General features: G+C 69.4%; 19 protein-coding genes. 12 read left to right on the top strand and 7 right to left on the bottom strand.

The window, feature by feature from the left end:
- Together IZR01_RS38480 and IZR01_RS38475 are read left to right on the top strand one after the other, a co-directional pair.
- On the top strand, positions 1-336 hold a 336-nt coding region (locus IZR01_RS38480), incomplete at its 5' end, for an aggregation-promoting factor C-terminal-like domain-containing protein (protein ID WP_267254959.1).
- 156 nt (positions 337-492) lie between these two features.
- The gene (locus IZR01_RS38475; protein ID WP_194898774.1) at positions 493-1,710 is read left to right on the top strand and encodes a low temperature requirement protein A; all 1,218 of its coding nucleotides are present in this window, start codon (positions 493-495) and stop codon (positions 1,708-1,710) included.
- Positions 1,711-1,926: 216 nt separating this feature from the next.
- Here IZR01_RS38475 and ahpD read toward each other — a convergent pair whose 3' ends face one another.
- Complete coding sequence (gene ahpD, locus IZR01_RS38470) at positions 1,927-2,457, bottom strand: alkylhydroperoxidase, AhpD family (protein WP_194898776.1); 531 nt, start codon at positions 2,455-2,457, stop codon at positions 1,927-1,929.
- On the bottom strand, positions 2,457-3,020 hold the full coding sequence (locus IZR01_RS38465) for a peroxiredoxin (RefSeq protein WP_194898777.1): 564 nt from the start codon (positions 3,018-3,020) through the stop codon (positions 2,457-2,459). The genes ahpD and IZR01_RS38465 overlap by 1 nt, the downstream gene beginning before the upstream one ends.
- Positions 3,021-3,288: 268 nt before the next feature.
- Between IZR01_RS38465 and IZR01_RS54520 the strand changes: the two genes are divergently transcribed.
- Together IZR01_RS54520 and IZR01_RS38455 are read left to right on the top strand one after the other, a co-directional pair.
- The gene (locus IZR01_RS54520; RefSeq protein WP_438939713.1) at positions 3,289-3,621 is read left to right on the top strand and encodes a metalloregulator ArsR/SmtB family transcription factor; all 333 of its coding nucleotides are present in this window, start codon (positions 3,289-3,291) and stop codon (positions 3,619-3,621) included.
- Positions 3,618-4,382: a DUF2071 domain-containing protein gene (locus IZR01_RS38455; protein WP_194926730.1), complete on the top strand. Its 765-nt coding sequence runs from the start codon at positions 3,618-3,620 to the stop codon at positions 4,380-4,382. The genes IZR01_RS54520 and IZR01_RS38455 overlap by 4 nt, the downstream gene beginning before the upstream one ends.
- A gap of 42 nt (positions 4,383-4,424) precedes the next feature.
- Here the strand turns inward: IZR01_RS38455 and IZR01_RS38450 are convergent, their stop codons facing one another.
- Both IZR01_RS38450 and IZR01_RS38445 read right to left on the bottom strand, forming a co-directional pair.
- A complete protein-coding gene (locus IZR01_RS38450; RefSeq protein ID WP_194926729.1) occupies positions 4,425-5,111 on the bottom strand; it encodes a hypothetical protein in 687 nt (228 codons plus the stop codon).
- A gap of 202 nt (positions 5,112-5,313) precedes the next feature.
- Entirely contained in the window at positions 5,314-6,609 is a 1,296-nt protein-coding gene (locus tag IZR01_RS38445) for a UDP-glucose dehydrogenase family protein (RefSeq protein WP_194926728.1), read from the bottom strand.
- A gap of 194 nt (positions 6,610-6,803) precedes the next feature.
- Between IZR01_RS38445 and IZR01_RS38440 the strand changes: the two genes are divergently transcribed.
- Genes IZR01_RS38440 through IZR01_RS38430 form a run of 3 tightly spaced genes read left to right on the top strand, consistent with a single transcriptional unit; the run spans position 6,804 to position 9,824 of the window.
- The gene (locus IZR01_RS38440) at positions 6,804-7,181 is read left to right on the top strand and encodes a PadR family transcriptional regulator (RefSeq protein WP_194926727.1); all 378 of its coding nucleotides are present in this window, start codon (positions 6,804-6,806) and stop codon (positions 7,179-7,181) included.
- Positions 7,178-8,176 carry a hypothetical protein gene (locus IZR01_RS38435; RefSeq protein WP_194926726.1) on the top strand — a complete coding sequence of 333 codons (999 nt, stop codon included), beginning with the start codon at positions 7,178-7,180 and terminating at the stop codon, positions 8,174-8,176. Before IZR01_RS38440 ends, IZR01_RS38435 begins: the two co-directional genes overlap by 4 nt.
- 28 nt (positions 8,177-8,204) lie before the next feature.
- Positions 8,205-9,824 (top strand): serine/threonine-protein kinase, encoded by a 1,620-nt coding sequence (locus IZR01_RS38430; protein WP_194926725.1) that lies wholly within the window; start codon positions 8,205-8,207, stop codon positions 9,822-9,824.
- A gap of 273 nt (positions 9,825-10,097) precedes the next feature.
- Here the strand turns inward: IZR01_RS38430 and IZR01_RS38425 are convergent, their stop codons facing one another.
- The 3 genes from IZR01_RS38425 to IZR01_RS38415 form a co-directional block, all read right to left on the bottom strand.
- Positions 10,098-10,508: a RidA family protein gene (locus IZR01_RS38425; protein WP_194926724.1), complete on the bottom strand. Its 411-nt coding sequence runs from the start codon at positions 10,506-10,508 to the stop codon at positions 10,098-10,100.
- A 79-nt stretch (positions 10,509-10,587) separates the two neighbouring features.
- Positions 10,588-11,328, bottom strand: a complete 741-nt coding sequence (locus IZR01_RS38420) for an IclR family transcriptional regulator (RefSeq protein ID WP_194926723.1) — start codon at positions 11,326-11,328, stop codon at positions 10,588-10,590.
- Positions 11,329-11,404: 76 nt separating this feature from the next.
- Positions 11,405-12,466, bottom strand: coding sequence for a sugar kinase (locus tag IZR01_RS38415; RefSeq protein WP_194926722.1), 1,062 nt, complete (start codon positions 12,464-12,466; stop codon positions 11,405-11,407).
- Between the two features lie 125 nt (positions 12,467-12,591).
- Here IZR01_RS38415 and IZR01_RS38410 point away from each other — a divergent pair, with 125 nt between their 5' ends.
- From IZR01_RS38410 to IZR01_RS38390, 5 genes are all read left to right on the top strand, one after another.
- On the top strand, positions 12,592-13,953 hold the full coding sequence (locus IZR01_RS38410) for a type III PLP-dependent enzyme domain-containing protein (protein ID WP_194926721.1): 1,362 nt from the start codon (positions 12,592-12,594) through the stop codon (positions 13,951-13,953).
- Positions 13,953-15,563 carry an N-acyl-D-amino-acid deacylase family protein gene (locus IZR01_RS38405; protein WP_194926720.1) on the top strand — a complete coding sequence of 537 codons (1,611 nt, stop codon included), beginning with the start codon at positions 13,953-13,955 and terminating at the stop codon, positions 15,561-15,563. Before IZR01_RS38410 ends, IZR01_RS38405 begins: the two co-directional genes overlap by 1 nt.
- Positions 15,560-16,204 carry a bifunctional 4-hydroxy-2-oxoglutarate aldolase/2-dehydro-3-deoxy-phosphogluconate aldolase gene (locus IZR01_RS38400; RefSeq protein ID WP_194898762.1) on the top strand — a complete coding sequence of 215 codons (645 nt, stop codon included), beginning with the start codon at positions 15,560-15,562 and terminating at the stop codon, positions 16,202-16,204. The genes IZR01_RS38405 and IZR01_RS38400 overlap by 4 nt, the downstream gene beginning before the upstream one ends.
- Positions 16,205-16,265: 61 nt before the next feature.
- On the top strand, positions 16,266-16,943 hold the full coding sequence (locus tag IZR01_RS38395) for a phosphonate degradation HD-domain oxygenase (RefSeq protein WP_194926719.1): 678 nt from the start codon (positions 16,266-16,268) through the stop codon (positions 16,941-16,943).
- A 78-nt stretch (positions 16,944-17,021) separates the two neighbouring features.
- On the top strand, positions 17,022-18,064 hold a 1,043-nt coding region (locus IZR01_RS38390; RefSeq protein WP_323747229.1), incomplete at its 3' end, for a hydrogen peroxide-inducible genes activator.

The raw sequence follows: 18,064 nt of genomic DNA, 5'->3' as shown, positions 1-18,064 counted from the left end.
ACCCCGACCCCGACGCCCACACCGAAGCCGACGACGCCCACCGGCTCGTACGGCTCGGCGCAAGCGATCGCGCAGTCGATGGTCCCGTCGGGCCAGTTCGAGTGCTTCTCGAACATCATCGAGCGCGAGTCCGGCTGGAACGTGCACGCCAGCAACCCCTCCTCCGGCGCCTACGGCCTCGGCCAGGCGCTGCCGGGCAGCAAGATGGCCTCGGCCGGCTCGGACTGGGAGGACAACCCGACCACCCAGATCAAGTGGGTGCTGTCCTACATGGACTCCCGCTACGGCTCGCCGTGCGGTGCGTGGTCCTTCTGGCAGTCGCACAGCTGGTACTGATCCGCCGGCACTGCCCTGATGCACATCTGATCGGTACCTGATCTCTGCGATCTCCGCGTACCGAGAACACCGACGCCCCGTCCTTCCGCAAGACACTTGCGCCCGGACGGGGCGTCCGTGTTCTTCGACGGGTCGCCGGTGTTCTTTAATGCAGCTATGCCGTCGTCCCCCGTCGCCCTGATCCGGCCCGCCCTGCTGCGCGACCCCAACGAGGAGGGGCGCACCTCCACCACCCTGGAGCTCTTCTTCGACCTGGTCTTCGTGGTCACGATCAGCGCCATCGCGCAGCAGTGGCACCACGCCGTGACCGGCGGGCACCTGGCGCACGGCGTCATCTCCCTGTTCGAGATGGTGTTCGGCGTCTGGTGGGCCTGGATGGGTTTCACCTGGTTCGCGAATTTCTTCGACCCCGACGACGTCCCCTACCGCCTGATGGTCCTGGTGCAGCTGCTGGCCTCACTCGGCCTGGCCTCGGGCATCCCGTACATCTTCGAGCACGACGACTTCCGCATCGTCGTGGGCTGCTACGTGGTCATCCGCCTGGTGATGGCGGCCCAATGGTTCCGCGCCGGCCGCGCCAACCCCGATCTGCGGCCCTTCTGCGACCGCTGGGCCTACGGCATCCTGATGGTCCAGATCGGCTGGGTCCTGTTCGGCTTCGGCCTGCGCCACCTGACCCCGCTGGAGACCATCCCGTTCTTCCTCGTGGGAGTGACCGTCGAGCTCCTGGTCCCCGCCTGGGCCCAAGCCCTCGAAGGCGCGCCACAGGCGCACTCCGAGCACGTCGAGGAACGCTACGGCCTGTTCACGATCATCATCCTCGGCGAGATGGTCCTGGTCGCCTCCGACGCGTTCAACACCGCACTGTCGGACCACCAACACCTGGCGACGCTGATGATCGGCGCGATCAGCGCGGGAGTCCTGGCCTTCTGCCTGTGGTGGCTCTACTTCGGCTTCCTCGGCGAGTACGACCTGAGCCGCACCCGCACAGCCTTCATCTGGGGCTACGGCCACTACTTCGTCTACGGCACCCTCACCACGATCGGCGGCACCCTGGCCGCCCTCCTGGAACAAGTCGCCAGCGGCGACGAGAAACTGGGCCGCACCGCCACCGCCCTGACCCTGACCATCCCGGTAGCCGGCTTCCTGGCCGCCATCGCCCTGCTCCGCAAGGTCAGCGAATGGGCGACCTGCTCCCGCTGGCTCCAAGCAGCCGCCGCGGTCCTGGTGATCGGCACCGCCGCCGGCGCCGCCTGGGGCGCGATGTGGACCCTGCTGTCCGTATGTGTCGCGACCGCCGCCTTCCTCGCTTCGGAGATCATCACGAAGGGGAAAGCGGCGGCCAGACGCCGGCAAAACCAGGGTGCTGCTTAAGAGCGACCGAGGATTGGTGGCCGGGCGGAAAATCGGCGGAGCTCCGAGCCTGGCCGCACCGGTACCTTGCGGCGCTGCGCTTGCAAGCCCATCGCCCACGACCAACACCGGGTCGAGGGCGATGGTCCGGCACGCCCAGCCTCGTTCCCGCCGAGTTTTCCGTGCACTGCGGCGGCTGCGCCGCCTCGCCAGACCGGCCACCAATCCTCGGTCGCTCTAAGCCAGCGAGTCTTCCGCCTCCAGCGTCACAGCGACACTGTTGACGATGGCAGCAATCTTAACCGCCTCCTGCACCGTCTCGCGGGAGGCACCAGCCTTGACCAGAACCTGCTCATGCGACTCCAGGCACCGCTGGCACCCGTTGATAGCCGAAACAGCCAACGACCACAACTCGAAGTCGAGCTTGTCCACCCCATGGCTCGCCATGAAGTTCATCCGCAACCCAGCCCGCAGATTCTGATACTCAGGATCCCCCAACAGATGCATCCCGCGGTAGTACACGTTGTTCATCGCCATCATCGCCGCAGCACCCTTAGCCGCGACATAAGCGGTGTCCGTCAGCCGCGCCTTAGCCTCCGCCGACAACTCCGCGATAACCCGCGCATTCCGCGACGCGATAGCCGTCCCGAGAATCGCCCCCCACAACTGCTGCTCACTCAGCTTCGAAGTATTCACCATCGAGCTGAGATTCAGCTTGACATCCTTCGCGTACTCAGGCAGCGCTTCCTTCAGAACCTCGTACCCCATCAGGCGTTCAACAGCTCCCGCACGACCAGCGTCTCATCGCCGGCCTTCCAGTTGCACGGGCACAGCTCATCAGTCTGCAACGCATCCAGCACCCGCAGCACCTCATCCACATTCCGCCCCACAGACCCGGCCGTCACCATGACGAACTGAATCTCATTGTTCGGATCAACAATGAACGTCGCCCGGTCAGCAACCCCATCCTTGTTCAGCACACCGCAAGCAGCGCTCAGCTCCCGCTTCACATCCGCCATCATCGGAAACGGCAACTCCCGCAGATCCTTGTGATCCAACCGCCACGCCCGATGCACGAACTCGTTGTCGACCGAGACACCAAGCACCTGCGTGTCCCGATCCTGGAACTCGCCATTCAGCTTCCCGAACGCCGCGATCTCGGTCGGACACACGAAGGTGAAGTCCTTGGGCCAGAAGAAGACGATCTTCCAACCCTTGTAGGTCTCGTCCGTGATCTGGACGAACGCGTCCTCGGGGTTGGCCTGGTCGATGTCCACGACCGAGGTCAGGTCGAACTTGGGGAACTGGTCGCCGATGGTCAGGAGCGCCACGGTTTGATCTCCTAGCGATGAGGGGTTGCCGTTCAGGAGCGCCTCGGGCCTGGCCTCGTGGGCCGGCGGGCGCGACGTGATCAAGGCTTTCACGGCCGGGATTGATCAGTGAAATAGGCGCGAGCGCGAGTCGCGATAGGGGGAGCCGATCAATCGCCGGCGCCTGACCGTCCGGCGCGTGGTGCCAACGTCGCGGAGGCGCTAGCCCCCGCCCAGCCTTCCCCCGAGCACCGCTATCAGTATTTAGCTAATCGGGTAAACTATCTACATTGAGCGCGATCACGACGAGGCCGGGGCGTTTCGGGCCCTGGCGGATCCGACCCGACGCCAGATCCTGGAAGATCTCAGGGACGGCGAGCTTGCCGCCGGGCAGATCGCCGACCGGTTCGCGATCAGCGGCCCGTCCATCTCCCGGCACCTGGCCATCCTCAAGGCGGCGAAGCTGGTGACCGAGCGCCGCGAGGGCAACCGGATCCTGTATGCGCTTGCCGGAGAACGGCTGGCGATTTGCGTGGGCAGGTTCTTCTCGGCCGTGTGTCCTGACCAGATCGTGATGCGTCACAGCCGATGGAAGTCCAACGAGGAAGGCGAACAGTCATGAGACTGCCAACCCTTGCCAGCACCGTTGAACGCCGGCTTCTGGTCAACTACCGGGTCGATCCACCGGCCATCTCGCGTCTGCTGCCCGCACCGCTGCGCCCACAGTTGGTGGCCGGCTACGCCGTCGCGGGCATCTGCCTGATACGGCTCGGCAATGTCCGGCCGACCTGGGCACCGAAGGCAGTCGGTCTGCGCAGCGAGAACGCAGCGCACCGCATCGCGGTCGAATGGGACGGGCCCGACGGCATCCAGACCGGCGTCTACATCCCCCGTCGGGACACCGGCTCCAGGCTGAACACCTGGGCCGGCGGCCGAATATTCCCCGGAGAGCACCACATCGCGGACTTCCAGGTGCATGAGACAGGCAAGGAACTGCACGTCTCCTACACCACCCGAGACGACGCGACCCGCGTGGAAATCGCCGCAACGGTGGATGACGACCTGCACGGCAGCCGCCTGTTCAACGATCTGCAGCAGGCCTCGGCATTCTTCCGTCGCGGATCAGAAGGCTACTCCGCCACCAAAACCGGGCATCACCTCGACGGCATGCGGCTCGACACGCGCCGGTGGCAGGTCACCGCCTGCCAGGCGCAGCGCGCGACCTCCACGTTCTTCGAAAATCCCGACCGCTTTCCACCTGGCGCCGCGACCTTTGACTGCGCGCTGCTTATGCGCGACATACCCGCACGCTGGCACTCACTACCGGCGATGCCAGTCGAGACCGACGTGTCGGGTTCAGTTCCCTCAGACGCGCGCATGTAGTCGTACGGTGAGTGGCACCGTCCACACACCCACACCACCTCATCAACTGGTCGGGCTCTCATCAGCTGCTCGATCACCCTGCGGCGTGAACTGCCAGCCCTTGAAGAAGTCCTCGTGGATTCGGACGGCGAGCAAGACGGCGGCGGACTCTTCTGGATCGTCAGGTCGCGAGTCCTTGGCGGTGGCTGCCGTGCCGAGGTGGAAAGCGACGAAGGGTGCCTCGCGGTCAGCGCTGGCGTAGCCCATCGTCTTCGGGCGTTGCGGGTCCGGATCACCGAATGTGATCGAGGCAGACCCGTATTCGCTGACAATGTCGTGAAAAGTACGGTCCGCCTTGGCCCATGTCTGACTCCCGCTGACCAGCCGGTCGAACTCCGCGTGGTCCAAAACCCGGTCCAAATGCAACCACCCCCGCCTGAAGGCGTCCTCGCCATACTGCGATGCGGCAACGTGGATCGCAGGATCCGGGAAGTACTCTCGCATCAGCACGGCCGGGCTCAAGCGCGCATTCGTGTCCGGGATCCACAAGGTCTGCTCGCCGTGTCGCTCAGCATCCGCCAGCTTGTCGAGCAGCAACGGCAGCGTCGACAGCCCTCCGAAAGGTGCTGGCTGCCGTACCGCCCGGTTGAACTGACCGAGCAGGCGACTCCGCTCAGAATCCCGCGACGCGGGTACCGAGGGCGATCGCGGCGCATCAAGGTACGAATCCGGAGCGACGTCGGAAGCCATGTGGACAGTATCGGGCCGCGGCGACAAGGGCGGCAACGATCGTCTCAGCATGCTGAGCAGCCTCGGCCTCGCAACCACCACAGTTACTCCTGACTCAGAAGAAGACAGCGGCTCAGCAGCTCAGCAGCTCAGCGCTGTCGAACGTCCCACAGAGCGTGACAGGATCCTGCAATGTGGCTTCAGCCACCGGCTACAGCTACTCCTACGGCCGAACCGTCGCCCGCCCGACGCTGATGTACGTGTACCCACATTCGCCCATCCGCTCGGGCTCCAACGCGTTCCGCCCGTCGAACAGCACCGCGTCGGCCATCGAGTCCGCCGCGAGCCGCCAGTCCACCGCTTGCAGCTGCGGCCACTCCGTGACCACCATCGCCGCGTGCGCACCGCTCAACGCCTCCTCGACCGACTCGGCGCGGCGGATGGCGGTCCAAGGCGCGTGGTCGGGTGTGCGGGCCATCGGGTCCCAGCACACGACCGAGGCGCCTTCGGACAGCAGGCGGTCGACGATGACCGTTGATGGCGCCTCGCGCATGTCGTCGGTGCCGGGCTTGAAGGTCATGCCCAGTACGGCGACGGTTTTGCCGGCCAAGGCGCCGATCTCGTCCTTCAGCCTGGTCACGGCGCGGCGGCGCTGGTGGTTGTTGACCTCGATGACGTCCGTGAGGATCTGCGGGTGATAGCCGCCGTTGGACGCCAACGCCTTGAGGGCGACGGCGTCCTTCGGGAAGCAGGAGCCGCCCCATCCGATGCCGGCGTGCAGGAAGTGCTTGCCCAGCCTGTGGTCGGCTCCGACGGCGCCCAGCACCCTCGTCACGTCCGCGCCGGTCGTCTCGCAGATGTTGGCGATCTCGTTGGCGAACGAGATCTTGGTGGCCAGGAACGCGTTGCTCGTCAGCTTCACCATCTCCGCGCTCGGCACGTCCATGGTGATCACCGGCCCGTCCACGCCTTCGTGGATCTCCGCGACGAGCGCGGCGGTGGCCTCATCGAACGCCCCGATGACAATCCGGTCGGGCCGCATGAAGTCACGCACGGCGCGCCCCTCGGCGGTGAACTCAGGGTTCGAACCGTAGCCGACACCCGCCAGACCGGCGGTGTCCAAGGCGGCGCGGATCCGCGCCCCCGTACCGACCGGCACCGTCGACTTCACCACGAACGCCTTCAGATGCGCCGCGCCCTTGGCCGAGTCCACGACCGCCCACACCCGCGACAGGTCGGCGTCGCCGGAGGCCGTGGGCGGGGTATCAACACACACATACACCACCTCAGCCTCGGCGGTGGCCTCGTCGGCATCGAGGGTGAACGTCAGCCGCTCGGCATTGGCGGCGATCAACTCGGCCAGGCCCGGCTCGTAGATCGGCACCCGCCCCGCCCGCAACGCCGCGACCTTGTCCTCGGCGATGTCGCGGACCACAACGGTGTGGCCCAGCTCAGCCAGGCAAGCCCCGGTGACCAACCCGATGTACCCGGCCCCGAAGACAGCGATGCGGCGTGTCATGTTCCCCCCGGTTGAAGCGGTGGATTCGGATCAGTCGACCTTACAATGATCAGCCCCGATCCGGCGGCACCCACTCGGTCAGCCCGAGCCAGTCCGAGCCGGACCGAGCCGACCCGAGCCAGCGCACAGCCCTCTCATGGCCCTCCCATAGCCAGTCCACTGACATATGTCGGCGAACTGACTATGCTCGCGCCATGACAGAACGCCGGCTCCAAGAGCCCACCGTCCTCCTCCTCACCGCCCTCGCAGACTCGCCGAAACACGGCTACGCGCTGATGCAGGAGGTCGAAGCCATATCCGCGGGCCGGGTCCGGCTCCGAACCGGCACGCTCTACGGCGCGCTCGACCGCCTCCTCCAGCAAGGCCTGATCTGCATCGACAGCGAAGAGGTAGTCGACGGCCGCATGCGCCGCACCTACGCCCTGTCCGACTCGGGGCGCGAAGTGCTGGCCGCTGAAGCCGAGCAGATGCGAGCGACGGCAGACGAAGCGCGGCGTCGGCTGGCTGCCGGACCGGTGCGCCCCCGACCGCATACACAGGTGCAGGCGCACGGAAACGGGGCGGGAGCATGAATGACACCGTGGGCACGGACAAGCGCGTGAAGTCGCCGTTCGCGGAACGAGCCCTCAAGTTGGCGTTCCTGCTGTATCCGCAGAGCTACCTGGATCAGCAGGGATCTGAGATAGCCGGCACCTACGCGGCCAGGGCAGCGGACACCAAGCGCACAGAAGCCATGCGCGACGCCGTCAACCTCGTCAAGCACGCCCTGCGAGTCCGCCTCCGCCTGACCTCCGACCGCTACATCGGCGCGGTCCTCGCCACGGCCCTGCCCTACGTGCTCGGCAGCGCGGCCGGGCTGTCCGGCTTCATGCTCTACCTGATCTTCAAGGCACCCATGGGCGGGCACTACGAGGACGAGGCGATCTTCGCTCCCACCTGGCGCTTCCATCCCCTCAGGGAAGTCGTTCTCAACTACTCCCCAATACCGGTCCTCGTAACTGCGGCAGCGATGGTCCTGCTAGCCCTCGCCAGCCGATGGACCCTGGCCAGATGCGCCGCAGCAGCCACAGTCATCATCGCCGCCGTCACCATCCTCGCCGTCTTCGAACTCCGTCGCGGCGACCACATCTTCGTCCTCACGACCTTCCCCGGCTTCGAAATGCCGCTGATGCTCGCGCTGTTCGCCCTGATGTTCCTCGCACTACCCACAGACGCCAGAACCCTTGCCGGACAACGAATCGCCACGATCGCCGTCGCCCTGGCCGTCGTCGCCCTGCTCCAGCTGGCCTGGGTGCGGGAGGGGTTCGCCTGGTCGCTGATCACGGCAGCGCCCGGGGTCGTGACGCTCCTGCTGAGCCTCGCGCTGCTGGCCGGCCTTCGCAACGCGCTGGTCCCCGGTGCCGTGGCCCTCGCCTGCCTGCCCTGGCTGGTCCAGCCACTCACCGGCGACCTGTACGACTACGGCTTCGACGGGACGCAGTACGTGCTCTTTGTCGCGCTCGCGAGCGTCCTGATCCTGGGTGCCGGCGGCGTTCGTCACCGGAGTCGCCATACGTCCCCTGAGTAACCGCGCCGCGAGCGGGGACATGTGAACCGTGGTGTACACAACGGGGACGGGGCCGGGGACGGAATCGGGGCCGGAGGCAGGGTCGGGGCAGTTGGTCGGCGACCGCTACCGGCTGCTGACGAAGCTGGGCGAGGGCGGGTTCGGGGAGGTGTGGCGGGCCAAGGACCAGTCGCTGGACATCGACGTGGCCGTCAAGCAAGTCCGGCTGCCGCTGAACGCCCCGCAGTCGCAGCGGGCCGCGCAGACCGAGCGGGCGCTGCGCGAGGCCCGGCACGCCGCCAAGCTGCGCGACCACCCGAACGTGGTGGCGGTGCACGACGTGGTGGACGACGGCGGCCCGTGGATCGTCATGCAGCTGGTCGAGGGCCGGACGCTGGCCGGCCGGGTCAAGGACGACGGCCCGCTCTCCGAGGCCGAGGCCGTTTACCTCGCCACGTCCCTGCTCCAAGCCCTCCGGGCGGCGCAGACCGTCAAGGTCGTGCACCGGGACATCAAGCCGGCCAACGTCATGCTGACCGACGACGGCGAGGTGCTCCTCACCGACTTCGGGATCGCCGTGCACGACGCCGACCCCTCGATCACCGCCTCCGGCGTCATCCTCGGCTCGGCCGAATACATGGCCCCCGAGCGGGCGCGCGGGCAGGAGGCCACCTACGCCAGCGACCTGTTCTCCCTCGGCGTGACCCTGTACCACGCGGTCGAAGGCGTCTCGCCGTTCCACCGCGACACCCCCACCGGATCGCTCACCGCGGTCCTGCTGGACGATCCCTCGGAACCACAACGCGCCGGCGTCCTCAAGCCGCTCCTCGGTGCGCTCCTTCAGAAGGAACCCGCGAAGCGCCCCGAACTCGCAGATGCGCTGGCCACCGCGCAGAAGGCGGCCGAACAGCTGGGCCCGATCACCTCAACCCGCGCCTATACGCGTGCTTTCCAACGTACGGATCCCAAGCAGAGCAACGCGAAAGTGGCGCCGGCCCTCGCTCTGCTGGCCAAAGCGATCGGCAAGGTCGCGACCGCGGCGATCCTCCGATCCGAGGTCCGGATCCAAACGGCCCAGGACAACCGCCGAACACGAGCGGCCAACAAGGGCCCGAATAAGGACCCGAAGCAGCCCAAACCCAAGACTCAGACCACTGCGAAGCAAAGATCCCCCTGGCAGGCCAAGGCGAACTTCCTCCTGATGCTCGGCCTGCTGGGCCTGGCCGTCTACGCGCTCAAGCACGCCGAGATCCCGACCGCCTGGCACCCGGTCACCGCCGACCAGGACGCCCGAGTGGCAGCCCAGAACCTCATCGACAAGACCCGCGCCGCCTACTCCCCGGGCTGGTGGGTCTGCGCACCGACCGGCCTCGTCGTGCTCGTCACCGCGACGCTGTGGAGCACCGCCGGCGTCAACGCGATCCCGAACGCTGCCGGCGCCACCGTGCGGGTGCTGGGCGGCCTCATCTCATTCGCCGCCGGCGCGGGCGCCGCGTTCTGCGCGGTCGCCGGCGGGGCCGAGATCTTCCACACCTGGCTGCCGCCGATCGGCGCGCTGTGGGCGTCCGCCGGAACGCTCACCGGCGTGCTGGCGGTCGCGGTCGGTTGGGCCGCTGAGGCCGAGAAGAAGAACCCGGCGAAGAAGACCACCGCCAAAGGCACGTCCTGAACCCGCGATCCACGGCTACGACAGCTCTCCCCACACGGTGCCCACCAGCGCCGCGGCCCACAACCGGAACGTCAGTAGCGAAATACGTGTTTCTACGCACGCCCCGCGCCGCCCCAGAACGCCACCATGGCGACCGTGTCAGTTAGCGACGGCCCGCTGCCCGCCGAAGAGCTTGGGGCTGCGCGTCCATCACCGCGCAGCCCCAAGCTCGAACTCTGATCCTCACGACAGGTGCCTCTTCCCGGAGGATGAAGCCGCTGTCATGAGGCCGCGTCAGGCGACGACCGCCAGCGCGTCGATCTCGACCAGCATCGACTCCTTCGGCAGCTCCACGAAGACCGTGGTCCGACTCGGCTTCACGCCGTCGGCGGCGAGGTTCGCGGCCATGAACTCCGCGTACGCCTCGTTCATCGCCGCGAAGTGCTCGCGCGTGGTGAGGTAGACGCGGAGCATCACGATGTCGTCGACCGTGCCGCCGCCGGCCTCGACGATCGCCTTCACATTCAGCAGCGTGCGCGCGGTCTGCGCCTTGACGTCGCCGGGGGCCACGTACGCGCCGGTCGCCGGGTCCTCGCCGCCCTGGCCGGACACCTGCAGGATCGGGCCCTTCCGCACGCCTTGGGAGAACACCGGCATCGGGGCCGGGGCGCCGTCGGTGCGGATCTCGGTCTTCGGGGAGGTCATCAGAGGGCTCACTTTCTTTGGCGGATGATTCTGTTGATCAGGACTCGAAGTCGGGGGTGCGCGGTTGTGGGCTTGGCGGTCATGGGGCGCCGGCGTCGGCCGAGATGGCCCGAACCGTGTCCATCAACTGGGGCAACAGTTCCAGCACCTGTTCGTAGCTCAAGACGACGTCCGGGACCGAGATCGAGGCCGCGGCCACAGCGCGCCCGGACCCGTCCCGCACCGGGGCGCCGACGCAGTTGATGAACGTCTCGTGCTCGGCGTGGTCCTGGGCCCACCCCTGCGCGGCCACCGTTTCCAGCTCCGCGAGCAGCTGCGGCGCCGACGTGATGGTGTTCGGCGCGTGCGGCACGAACTCGATCCCGGCCACCGCCCGGCGCCGCTCGGCCACCGGCAGATCGGCCAGCAGCACCTTCGCCACCGCGGTGTTGTGCAACCCGGCCCGCAGACCGATGCGCGAGTACATGCGCACCTTGTGCCGCGAGTCGTACTTGTCGATGTAGACGACCTCACCGCCCTCATACGCGGCCAGGTGCACGGTCTGCCCGGTCGCCGCGTTCAGCGCCGCCAGATGCGGCGCGGCGATCCGCCGGATCCCCCGCTGTTCCAGCGCGAGGCCGGCCAACGCGAACAGGCCGGCGCCGAGGTGGTAGCGGTACTCGGCGTCGCGGTGGACGAAGCGGTCCTCCTCCAGCGACTGGAGCAGCCGCAACGCGGTGGTCTTGTGCACGCCGATCACCTCGGCCAGCTGGTCGAGGGAGCGCTCGCCCTCGCCGAGCTCGGCGAGGAGGCGGAGGGCGCGGGTGACGGTCTGGGTCATGTGACCATCACCGGCGCCGGCCGCACCCGCACCCGCACCCGCACCCGCACCCGCCGCACAATCCTCCGCCGCCCCATCACGTCCGCACCGCCCCGACCACCGTGCCGTCGACCGAAATGTGCGTCGCCCGCCACTGCTCCTCGGACGCCTCCAGCAGCTCGGCGGTGGCCAGGTCGCCGAGCTCCCCGACGTCGCCGTGCGCCACCAACGCCGAGGCGGCGGCCAGGTGTCCCATGCGCAGACGTCGGCGCTGGTCGTAGCCGTGCAGCGTGCCGGCCAGGTAGCCGGCGGCGAACGCGTCCCCGGCGCCGGTGGGCTCGACCACGTCCACCGTGAGCGCCGGCTCCGACACCGCGCCGTCCGCGGTCAGCGCGGTGACCACGCGCTCGGCGTCCTTCACCACGATCGTCGCCGGTCCCGGAAACAGTTCCCTGAGTTCGGCCGGATCGCCGGTGCCGAACGCGACTTCGGCCTCGTCCGCACCAAGGAGCGCGACGTCCGCCGCGTTCACGAACTCGCGCAGCACCCCGGCGTCGCGGTCGCGCCACAGCACCGGCCGCCAGTTCAGGTCGAAGCTCACCAGCCGGTCGCCGCGCGGTGCCTCCAACAACGCCCGCACCATCTCCAAGCACGTCTGCGACAGCGCCGGCGTGATCCCGGTCAGGTGCACGAGCCGCGCGCCGTCCACCAGCCGCGCCACCGCGGGCTCGCGCAGCGTCGCCACCGACATCGCCGACGCCGCCGACCCGGCCCGGTAGTAATGCAGTCTGCTGCGACCGGCACCGAGGTCTCCCGACCGCGCCGAGCCGCCGGTCTCCTTCAGATACAACCCGGTCGGACGCGTGGCGTCGACCGCGACCCCCGACGTGTCGACGCCGTGCCGTGCCACCTCGCCGACCAGCCGGCGGCCGAACCCGTCGGCGCCGACCCGGCTGACCCACGCGCTCGGCACGCCCAGCGCACGCAGCGCGCACGCCACGTTCGACTCCGCGCCACCGGCCGACACCGCGAACGACTCGACGCCGTCCAGGGGCCCCGGCGCGTCCGGCAGCAGCGCGGCCATCGACTCGCCGACACACACCGCCCACGGCGCACCGGACCCCGCGCCCTGCCCCGGCACTCGCGCTTCCCCAGCCATCCGTCGGTCCCGTCATCTCGTCCAGCGTTGACCGCCCTTCGGCTGGAATGCTAGAACCGAAGTACAGCATATGCAACGTGCGTTGCATATATTGCAACGCCCCAGGCAGTGGAGGTGACGCAAGGATGGCCCACCAGACGTTCGGCACCCGCACCGCGACCGCCGGCATCGACCGCACCGCCGTCGCCGCCCTCGCCGACGAACACCTGGACTGGCGATTCAAAGCCCTGCCACCCGAGGCCTGGGGCCGGACCACGCGCGCCTACCTCGCCTCGTCCCCGCACCTGTCCGATCTCGGCACCCCGCTCCTCACTCTCGACGCCGGTGCCCTGGACCACAACCTGCGCACGATGGCCGCCTGGTGCCACGAAACCGGCGTCGCGCTGGCCCCGCACGGCAAGACGACGATGGCGCCCGCGCTCTGGCAGGCGCAGCTGGACGCCGGCGCGATCGGCGTCACGCTCGCGAACCTGCCGCAGCTGCACGTCGCCCGGGCCTTCGGCGTCCAGCGCCTGATGCTCGCCAACGCCCTCGTCGATCCGGCGGGGCTGGCGTGGATCGCGGGCGAGTTGGCCGCCGATCCGGACTTCGCTTTCCTCTCGTGGGCCGACTCGGTGCGGACCGTCACCCTGATGGACGAAGCGCTGCGCGCCGCGGGCGTCGGCAGCGGTCCCGATCCCGAGACCGACCGCCGGATCGAGGTCGTCGTCGAGCTCGGCGGCGAAGGCGGCCGGACCGGGGCGCGCAGCATCGCGGAGGCCGAAGACGTCGCGCAGGCCGTCCGCGCGGCGCCGACGCTGCGTCTCGCGGGTGTCGCAGGATACGAAGGCGCCCTGGCCCACGACGCCGCCGCCGGAAGCCTCGACACCGTCCGCGCCTACCTCCGGGACCTCGCCGAGCTGCACCGCCGCCTGGCCTCGGCCTACGAGACCGACCATCCCATCGTCACCGCCGGTGGCAGCGCCTACTTCGATCTGGTCGCCGAGGTCCTGGTACCGGCGGTCCGCGAATCAGCAGCCGAAGTCGTCGTGCGCTCCGGCGCCTACGTCATTCACGACGACGGTTACTACCGCGGTATCTCCCCGCTGTCCCGCGCCGCAACAGAAGCCGCAAACGGGGACAGCTTCCGATCAGCGATGCACGGCTGGGCCCGCGTCGTCTCCCAGCCCGAGCCGCAGCTCGCTCTCCTGGACGCCGGAAAGCGCGACCTCCCGTTCGACGAGGGCCTGCCGGTGCCGCAGCTCGTCCGGGGCGCCGGACCGGCCCGCGGCGTCGTCACCGCCATGAACGACCAGCACACCTTCCTGCGCGACGCTGCCGCCGCTACCGCCACCGACGCCGCCACCACCGCACCGGTCGGCGCCGTCATCCGCTTGGGCCTGTCGCATCCGTGCACGGCGCTCGACAAGTGGGCGCTGATCCCCGTCCTCGACGACGCCGACAGCGCCGACCCGAAGGTCGTCGATCTGGTGAGGACGTTCTTCTGATGGCAGACCTGCTCCTGCGCGGCGCGACCGTCGTGGACGGCACCGGGGCCGGCCGCTTCCGCGCCGACGTCACCGTCGCGGACGGCGTCATCACCGCCGTGGACACCGAGCCGGGGCGGTCGGCCGCGGCGCGGACCATCGACGCCGACGGCCTGGTCCTGGCGCCCGGGTTCATCGACATGCACGCGCACTCCGACCTGCGCACGCTCGTCGAACGCGACCACCCCTCGCGCGTCACGCAAGGCGTCACCTGCGAGGTCCTCGGCCAGGACGGCCTGTCCTACGCCCCGGTCGAGGACACCACCCGGCCCGCGCTGCGCCGCCAGATCGCCGGCTGGAACGGCGATCCCGACGACTTCGACTGGAACTGGCGCACGGTCGGCGAATACCTGGACCGACTGGATCAGGGTATTGCGGTGAACGCCTGCTACCTGGTCCCGCACGGCTCGGTCCGCATGCTCGCGATGGGCTGGGAGAACCGCGAGCCGAACCGCGCCGAGCTGAACCGGATGCGGGAACTGGTCGCGCAGGGGATGCGTGAAGGCGCAGTTGGTATGTCCAGCGGGCTGTCCTACACCCCGGGCATGTATGCGGGCACTGATGAGCTGATCGAACTCTGCGAAGTCGTGGCCGCGTATGGCGGCTACCACTCGCCGCACCAACGTTCCTACGGCGCGGGCGCGCTGGGCGGCTACGCGGAGATGATCGAGATCTCGCGCCGCTCCGGCTGCCCGCTGCACCTGGCACACGCCACCATGAACTTCAGCGTCAACGCCGGCCGCGCCGCCGAGTTCCTGGAGCTGATCGACGCGGCCTTGGCAGAGGGCTGCGACATCAGCCTGGACACCTATCCCTATCTGCCCGGCTCCACGACCCTGGCCGCACTGCTGCCCAGCTGGTCGGCCGAAGGCGGCCCGGACGCGACGCTGGCCCGCCTGGCGGATCCGGCGTCCCGCGAGCGGATCCGGCGCGATGTCGAGGAACGCGGCAGCGACGGCAACCACGGCATGGTCGTCGACTGGCAGACCATCCAGATCTCCGGCGTCCGCGACCCCGCGCTGGCCGGCGTCGTCGGGCAGAACGTGGCCGAGATCGCGGCGGCCCGGGCCGTGACCGGTACCGAGGCGTTCTTCGACCTGTTGCGCGACGACCGGCTCGGCACCTCGATCCTGCACCACGTCGGGAACGAGGAGAATGTGCGGGCGATCATGCGGCACCACACGCACACGGTCGGCAGCGACGGCCTGCTGATCGGGGCGCGCCCGCATCCCCGGGCCTGGGGCACGTTCCCGCGCTACCTCGGCCACTACAGCCGCGATCTCAAAGTACTGACGCTGGAAGAGACCGTCGCACGGATGACCGGCCGACCGGCCCGACGGCTGCGCCTGGATCGGCGCGGTCTGGTCCGGGTCGGCCACCACGCGGATCTGGTGCTGTTCGATCCGCGGACCGTGCGGGACGCCGCGACGTTCGAAGAGCCGCGCCGGGCCGCCGAAGGGATCGTCGAGGTACTGGTCAACGGCGTTTCGGTACTGAGCGACGGCAAGCCCACCGGAACACTCCCGGGCCGGGCGCTGCGACGTGACGAGCGAGGGGTATCAGCCTTATGACTTTCGACCTTCCGCACCCGGAGTTCCGCGAAGCCCTGGCCGCCGAGCCGGTCATAGCCGTGGTCCGGGCCCCTTCGATCCCTGACGCACCGGCTCTGTGCGCGGCGCTGGCCGCCGGCGGCATCACCTATACCGAGCTCACGTTCAGCACGCCGAACGTGGTCCCGCACCTTCGGGCCGCCGTCGCCGCCGGGCACCGCGTAGGCGCCGGGACCGTGCTGACCGCCGAGCAGGCGAAGGACGCGATCGACGCCGGCGTGTCGTTCCTCGTCACCCCGGGCCTGCGGCCGGAGGTCGCCGAGGCCGCGCACGACGCCGGGATCCCGGTCGTGCTCGGGGCCCTGACCCCGACCGAGGTGGCGACCGCGCTGGACCTCGGCACCGCGGCCGTGAAGATCTTCCCGGCCAAGGCTTTCGGCCCCGGCTACTTCAAGGACCTGCGCGGGCCGTATCCGGGACTGCCGTTGGTGGCGTCCGGCGGCGTCAACGCGGGCAACGCCGCCGACTTCCTGGCGCAGGGGGCGCTCGCGGTGTGTGCGGGTACTGATGTGGTGCCGCCGGACGTCGTGGCGGCCGGGGACTGGGACGAGATCAGCCGGCGGGCCGCGGCTTTCCTGGCCGCCCTCCGTACATCTGCTTGATGGCCGCCATAGGCCGATCGTTGGTTACGCCGCACGTCGCCCGGTGGCTACCGTTCGGAGAGTGAGCACGAACACCCCTGAAGCAGCCGACGTTCCAGACACGGCCGACGCCCCCGAAGCAGCCGACGCCCCCGAGACCGTCGTGGACCAGATCGCCGCCCTTTTCACCGGCGAGGGCGCCGCCGACTACCTCGGCGAGGCGGTCACCCAGGCCCAGCACATGCTCCAGGCGGCGGCACTGGCCGAGCGGGACGGCGCGGCGCCGGCGCTCGTCGCGGCCGCACTGCTGCACGACGTCGGTCACTTCACCGGCGCCGTGCACGGCCGGGACCTGATGGCCGGCCGCGACAACCGGCACAGCCACCAGGGCGCGGACTGGCTCGCGGTGTGGTTCGGGCCGGAGGTCACCGAGCCGGTGCGGATGCACGTCGCCGCCAAGCGCTACCTGTGCGCGGTCGAGCCGGGGTACTTCGCCAAGCTGTCTGCCGCCTCGGTCTACACGCTGTCGGTGCAGGGCGGTCCGATGTCGGCCGCGGAGGTCGCGGCCTTCGAGGCCGATCCGCACTCGGCGGCCGCGGTCCGGCTGCGGCGCTGGGACGAGGCCGCGAAGGAGCCGGACGCCGACGACCCGGGGTTCGAGCACTACCGGGAGCTGCTGGCGGGATTGGTGCGGGCGGGGTCGGCGGGGTCGGTGCCGGCGGCGCTGGCGCGGGCGGACTCCAGCCGCCCGGGAGACTGATCACCGCACACCGAACAATGCGCATACCGCGATAAAGTTCGTCTATCAATCGCAACCGCGCATGCCTGGAGCACCGCTGTGCCTGTCCGCGCCCTGCCGCGCTCGAATGCCGCCACGTCCGTCCGCACGTCCCTCCGCACCCCGACCATCGCCCAACTCAAGGCGTTCGCGACGGTCGCCGAGCATCTGCACTTCCGGGACTCGGCCGCGATGCTCGGGATGAGCCAGCCGGCGCTCTCCGGCGCGATCGCGGCGCTGGAGGAGAACCTGGGGACCCGGCTCGTCGAGCGCACCACGCGCAAGGTGCTGCTCACGCCGTCCGGGGAGCGGGTGGCGCAGCACGCACAGCGGGTATTGGCGGCGATGGACGACCTGGTCGAGGAGGCGGCCGCGGCGCGTCAGCCGTTCACCGGGACGGTGAAGGTCGGGGTGATCCCGACGTTGGCGCCGTATCTGCTTCCGGCGCTGCTGCGGCCGTTGAAGAAGCGCTTCCCGGACCTGGATCTGTTCGTACACGAGGAGCAGACGGCAGTACTGCTGGCCGGGATAGCGACCGGCCGGCTCGACCTCGGGCTGCTGGCGTTGCCGGCCGGGGCCGCGGGCGTCGAGGAACTGGCGCTGTATGACGAGGACTTCTTGGTCGTCGCACCCGAGCACACGCTGCCCGCCGGGGACGGACCGGTCTCGCGGACGGTGCTCAAGGACCACGAGATCCTGCTGCTGGAAGAAGGCCACTGCCTGCGGGACCAGGCGCTGGACGTGTGCGCCGAGGTCAGCGTCACCGATTCCGGGGCGACACGGGCGGCCTCGCTGTCGACGCTGGTCCAGCTGGTGGCCGGCGGGATCGGCGTGACGCTGCTGCCGGAGACGGCGGTCGCCGTGGACGCCCGCGCCGGGTCGGGCCTGGAGGCGCGGCGCTTCGACGGGACGGCGCCCTCGCGGCGGATCGGGCTGGCCCACCGGTCGTCGTCGGCGCGCGCCGAGGAGTTCGGCGGGCTGGCGGCGGCGATGCGGGACGCGGTCACGGCCGCGCGGTTGCCGGTGCGGCTGGTGGAGTTGGTGGGGCCGGTGGAGCTGGTACGGCCGATGCCTCCGGTGCGGATGGTGACCGACCCCGACCC

Origin of the sequence: Catenulispora pinisilvae, from assembly GCF_015356865.1 — a bacterium.
In the GTDB taxonomy this organism is placed as follows: domain Bacteria; phylum Actinomycetota; class Actinomycetes; order Streptomycetales; family Catenulisporaceae; genus Catenulispora; species Catenulispora pinisilvae.
This window is presented reverse-complemented; position numbering and strand designations above follow the sequence as displayed.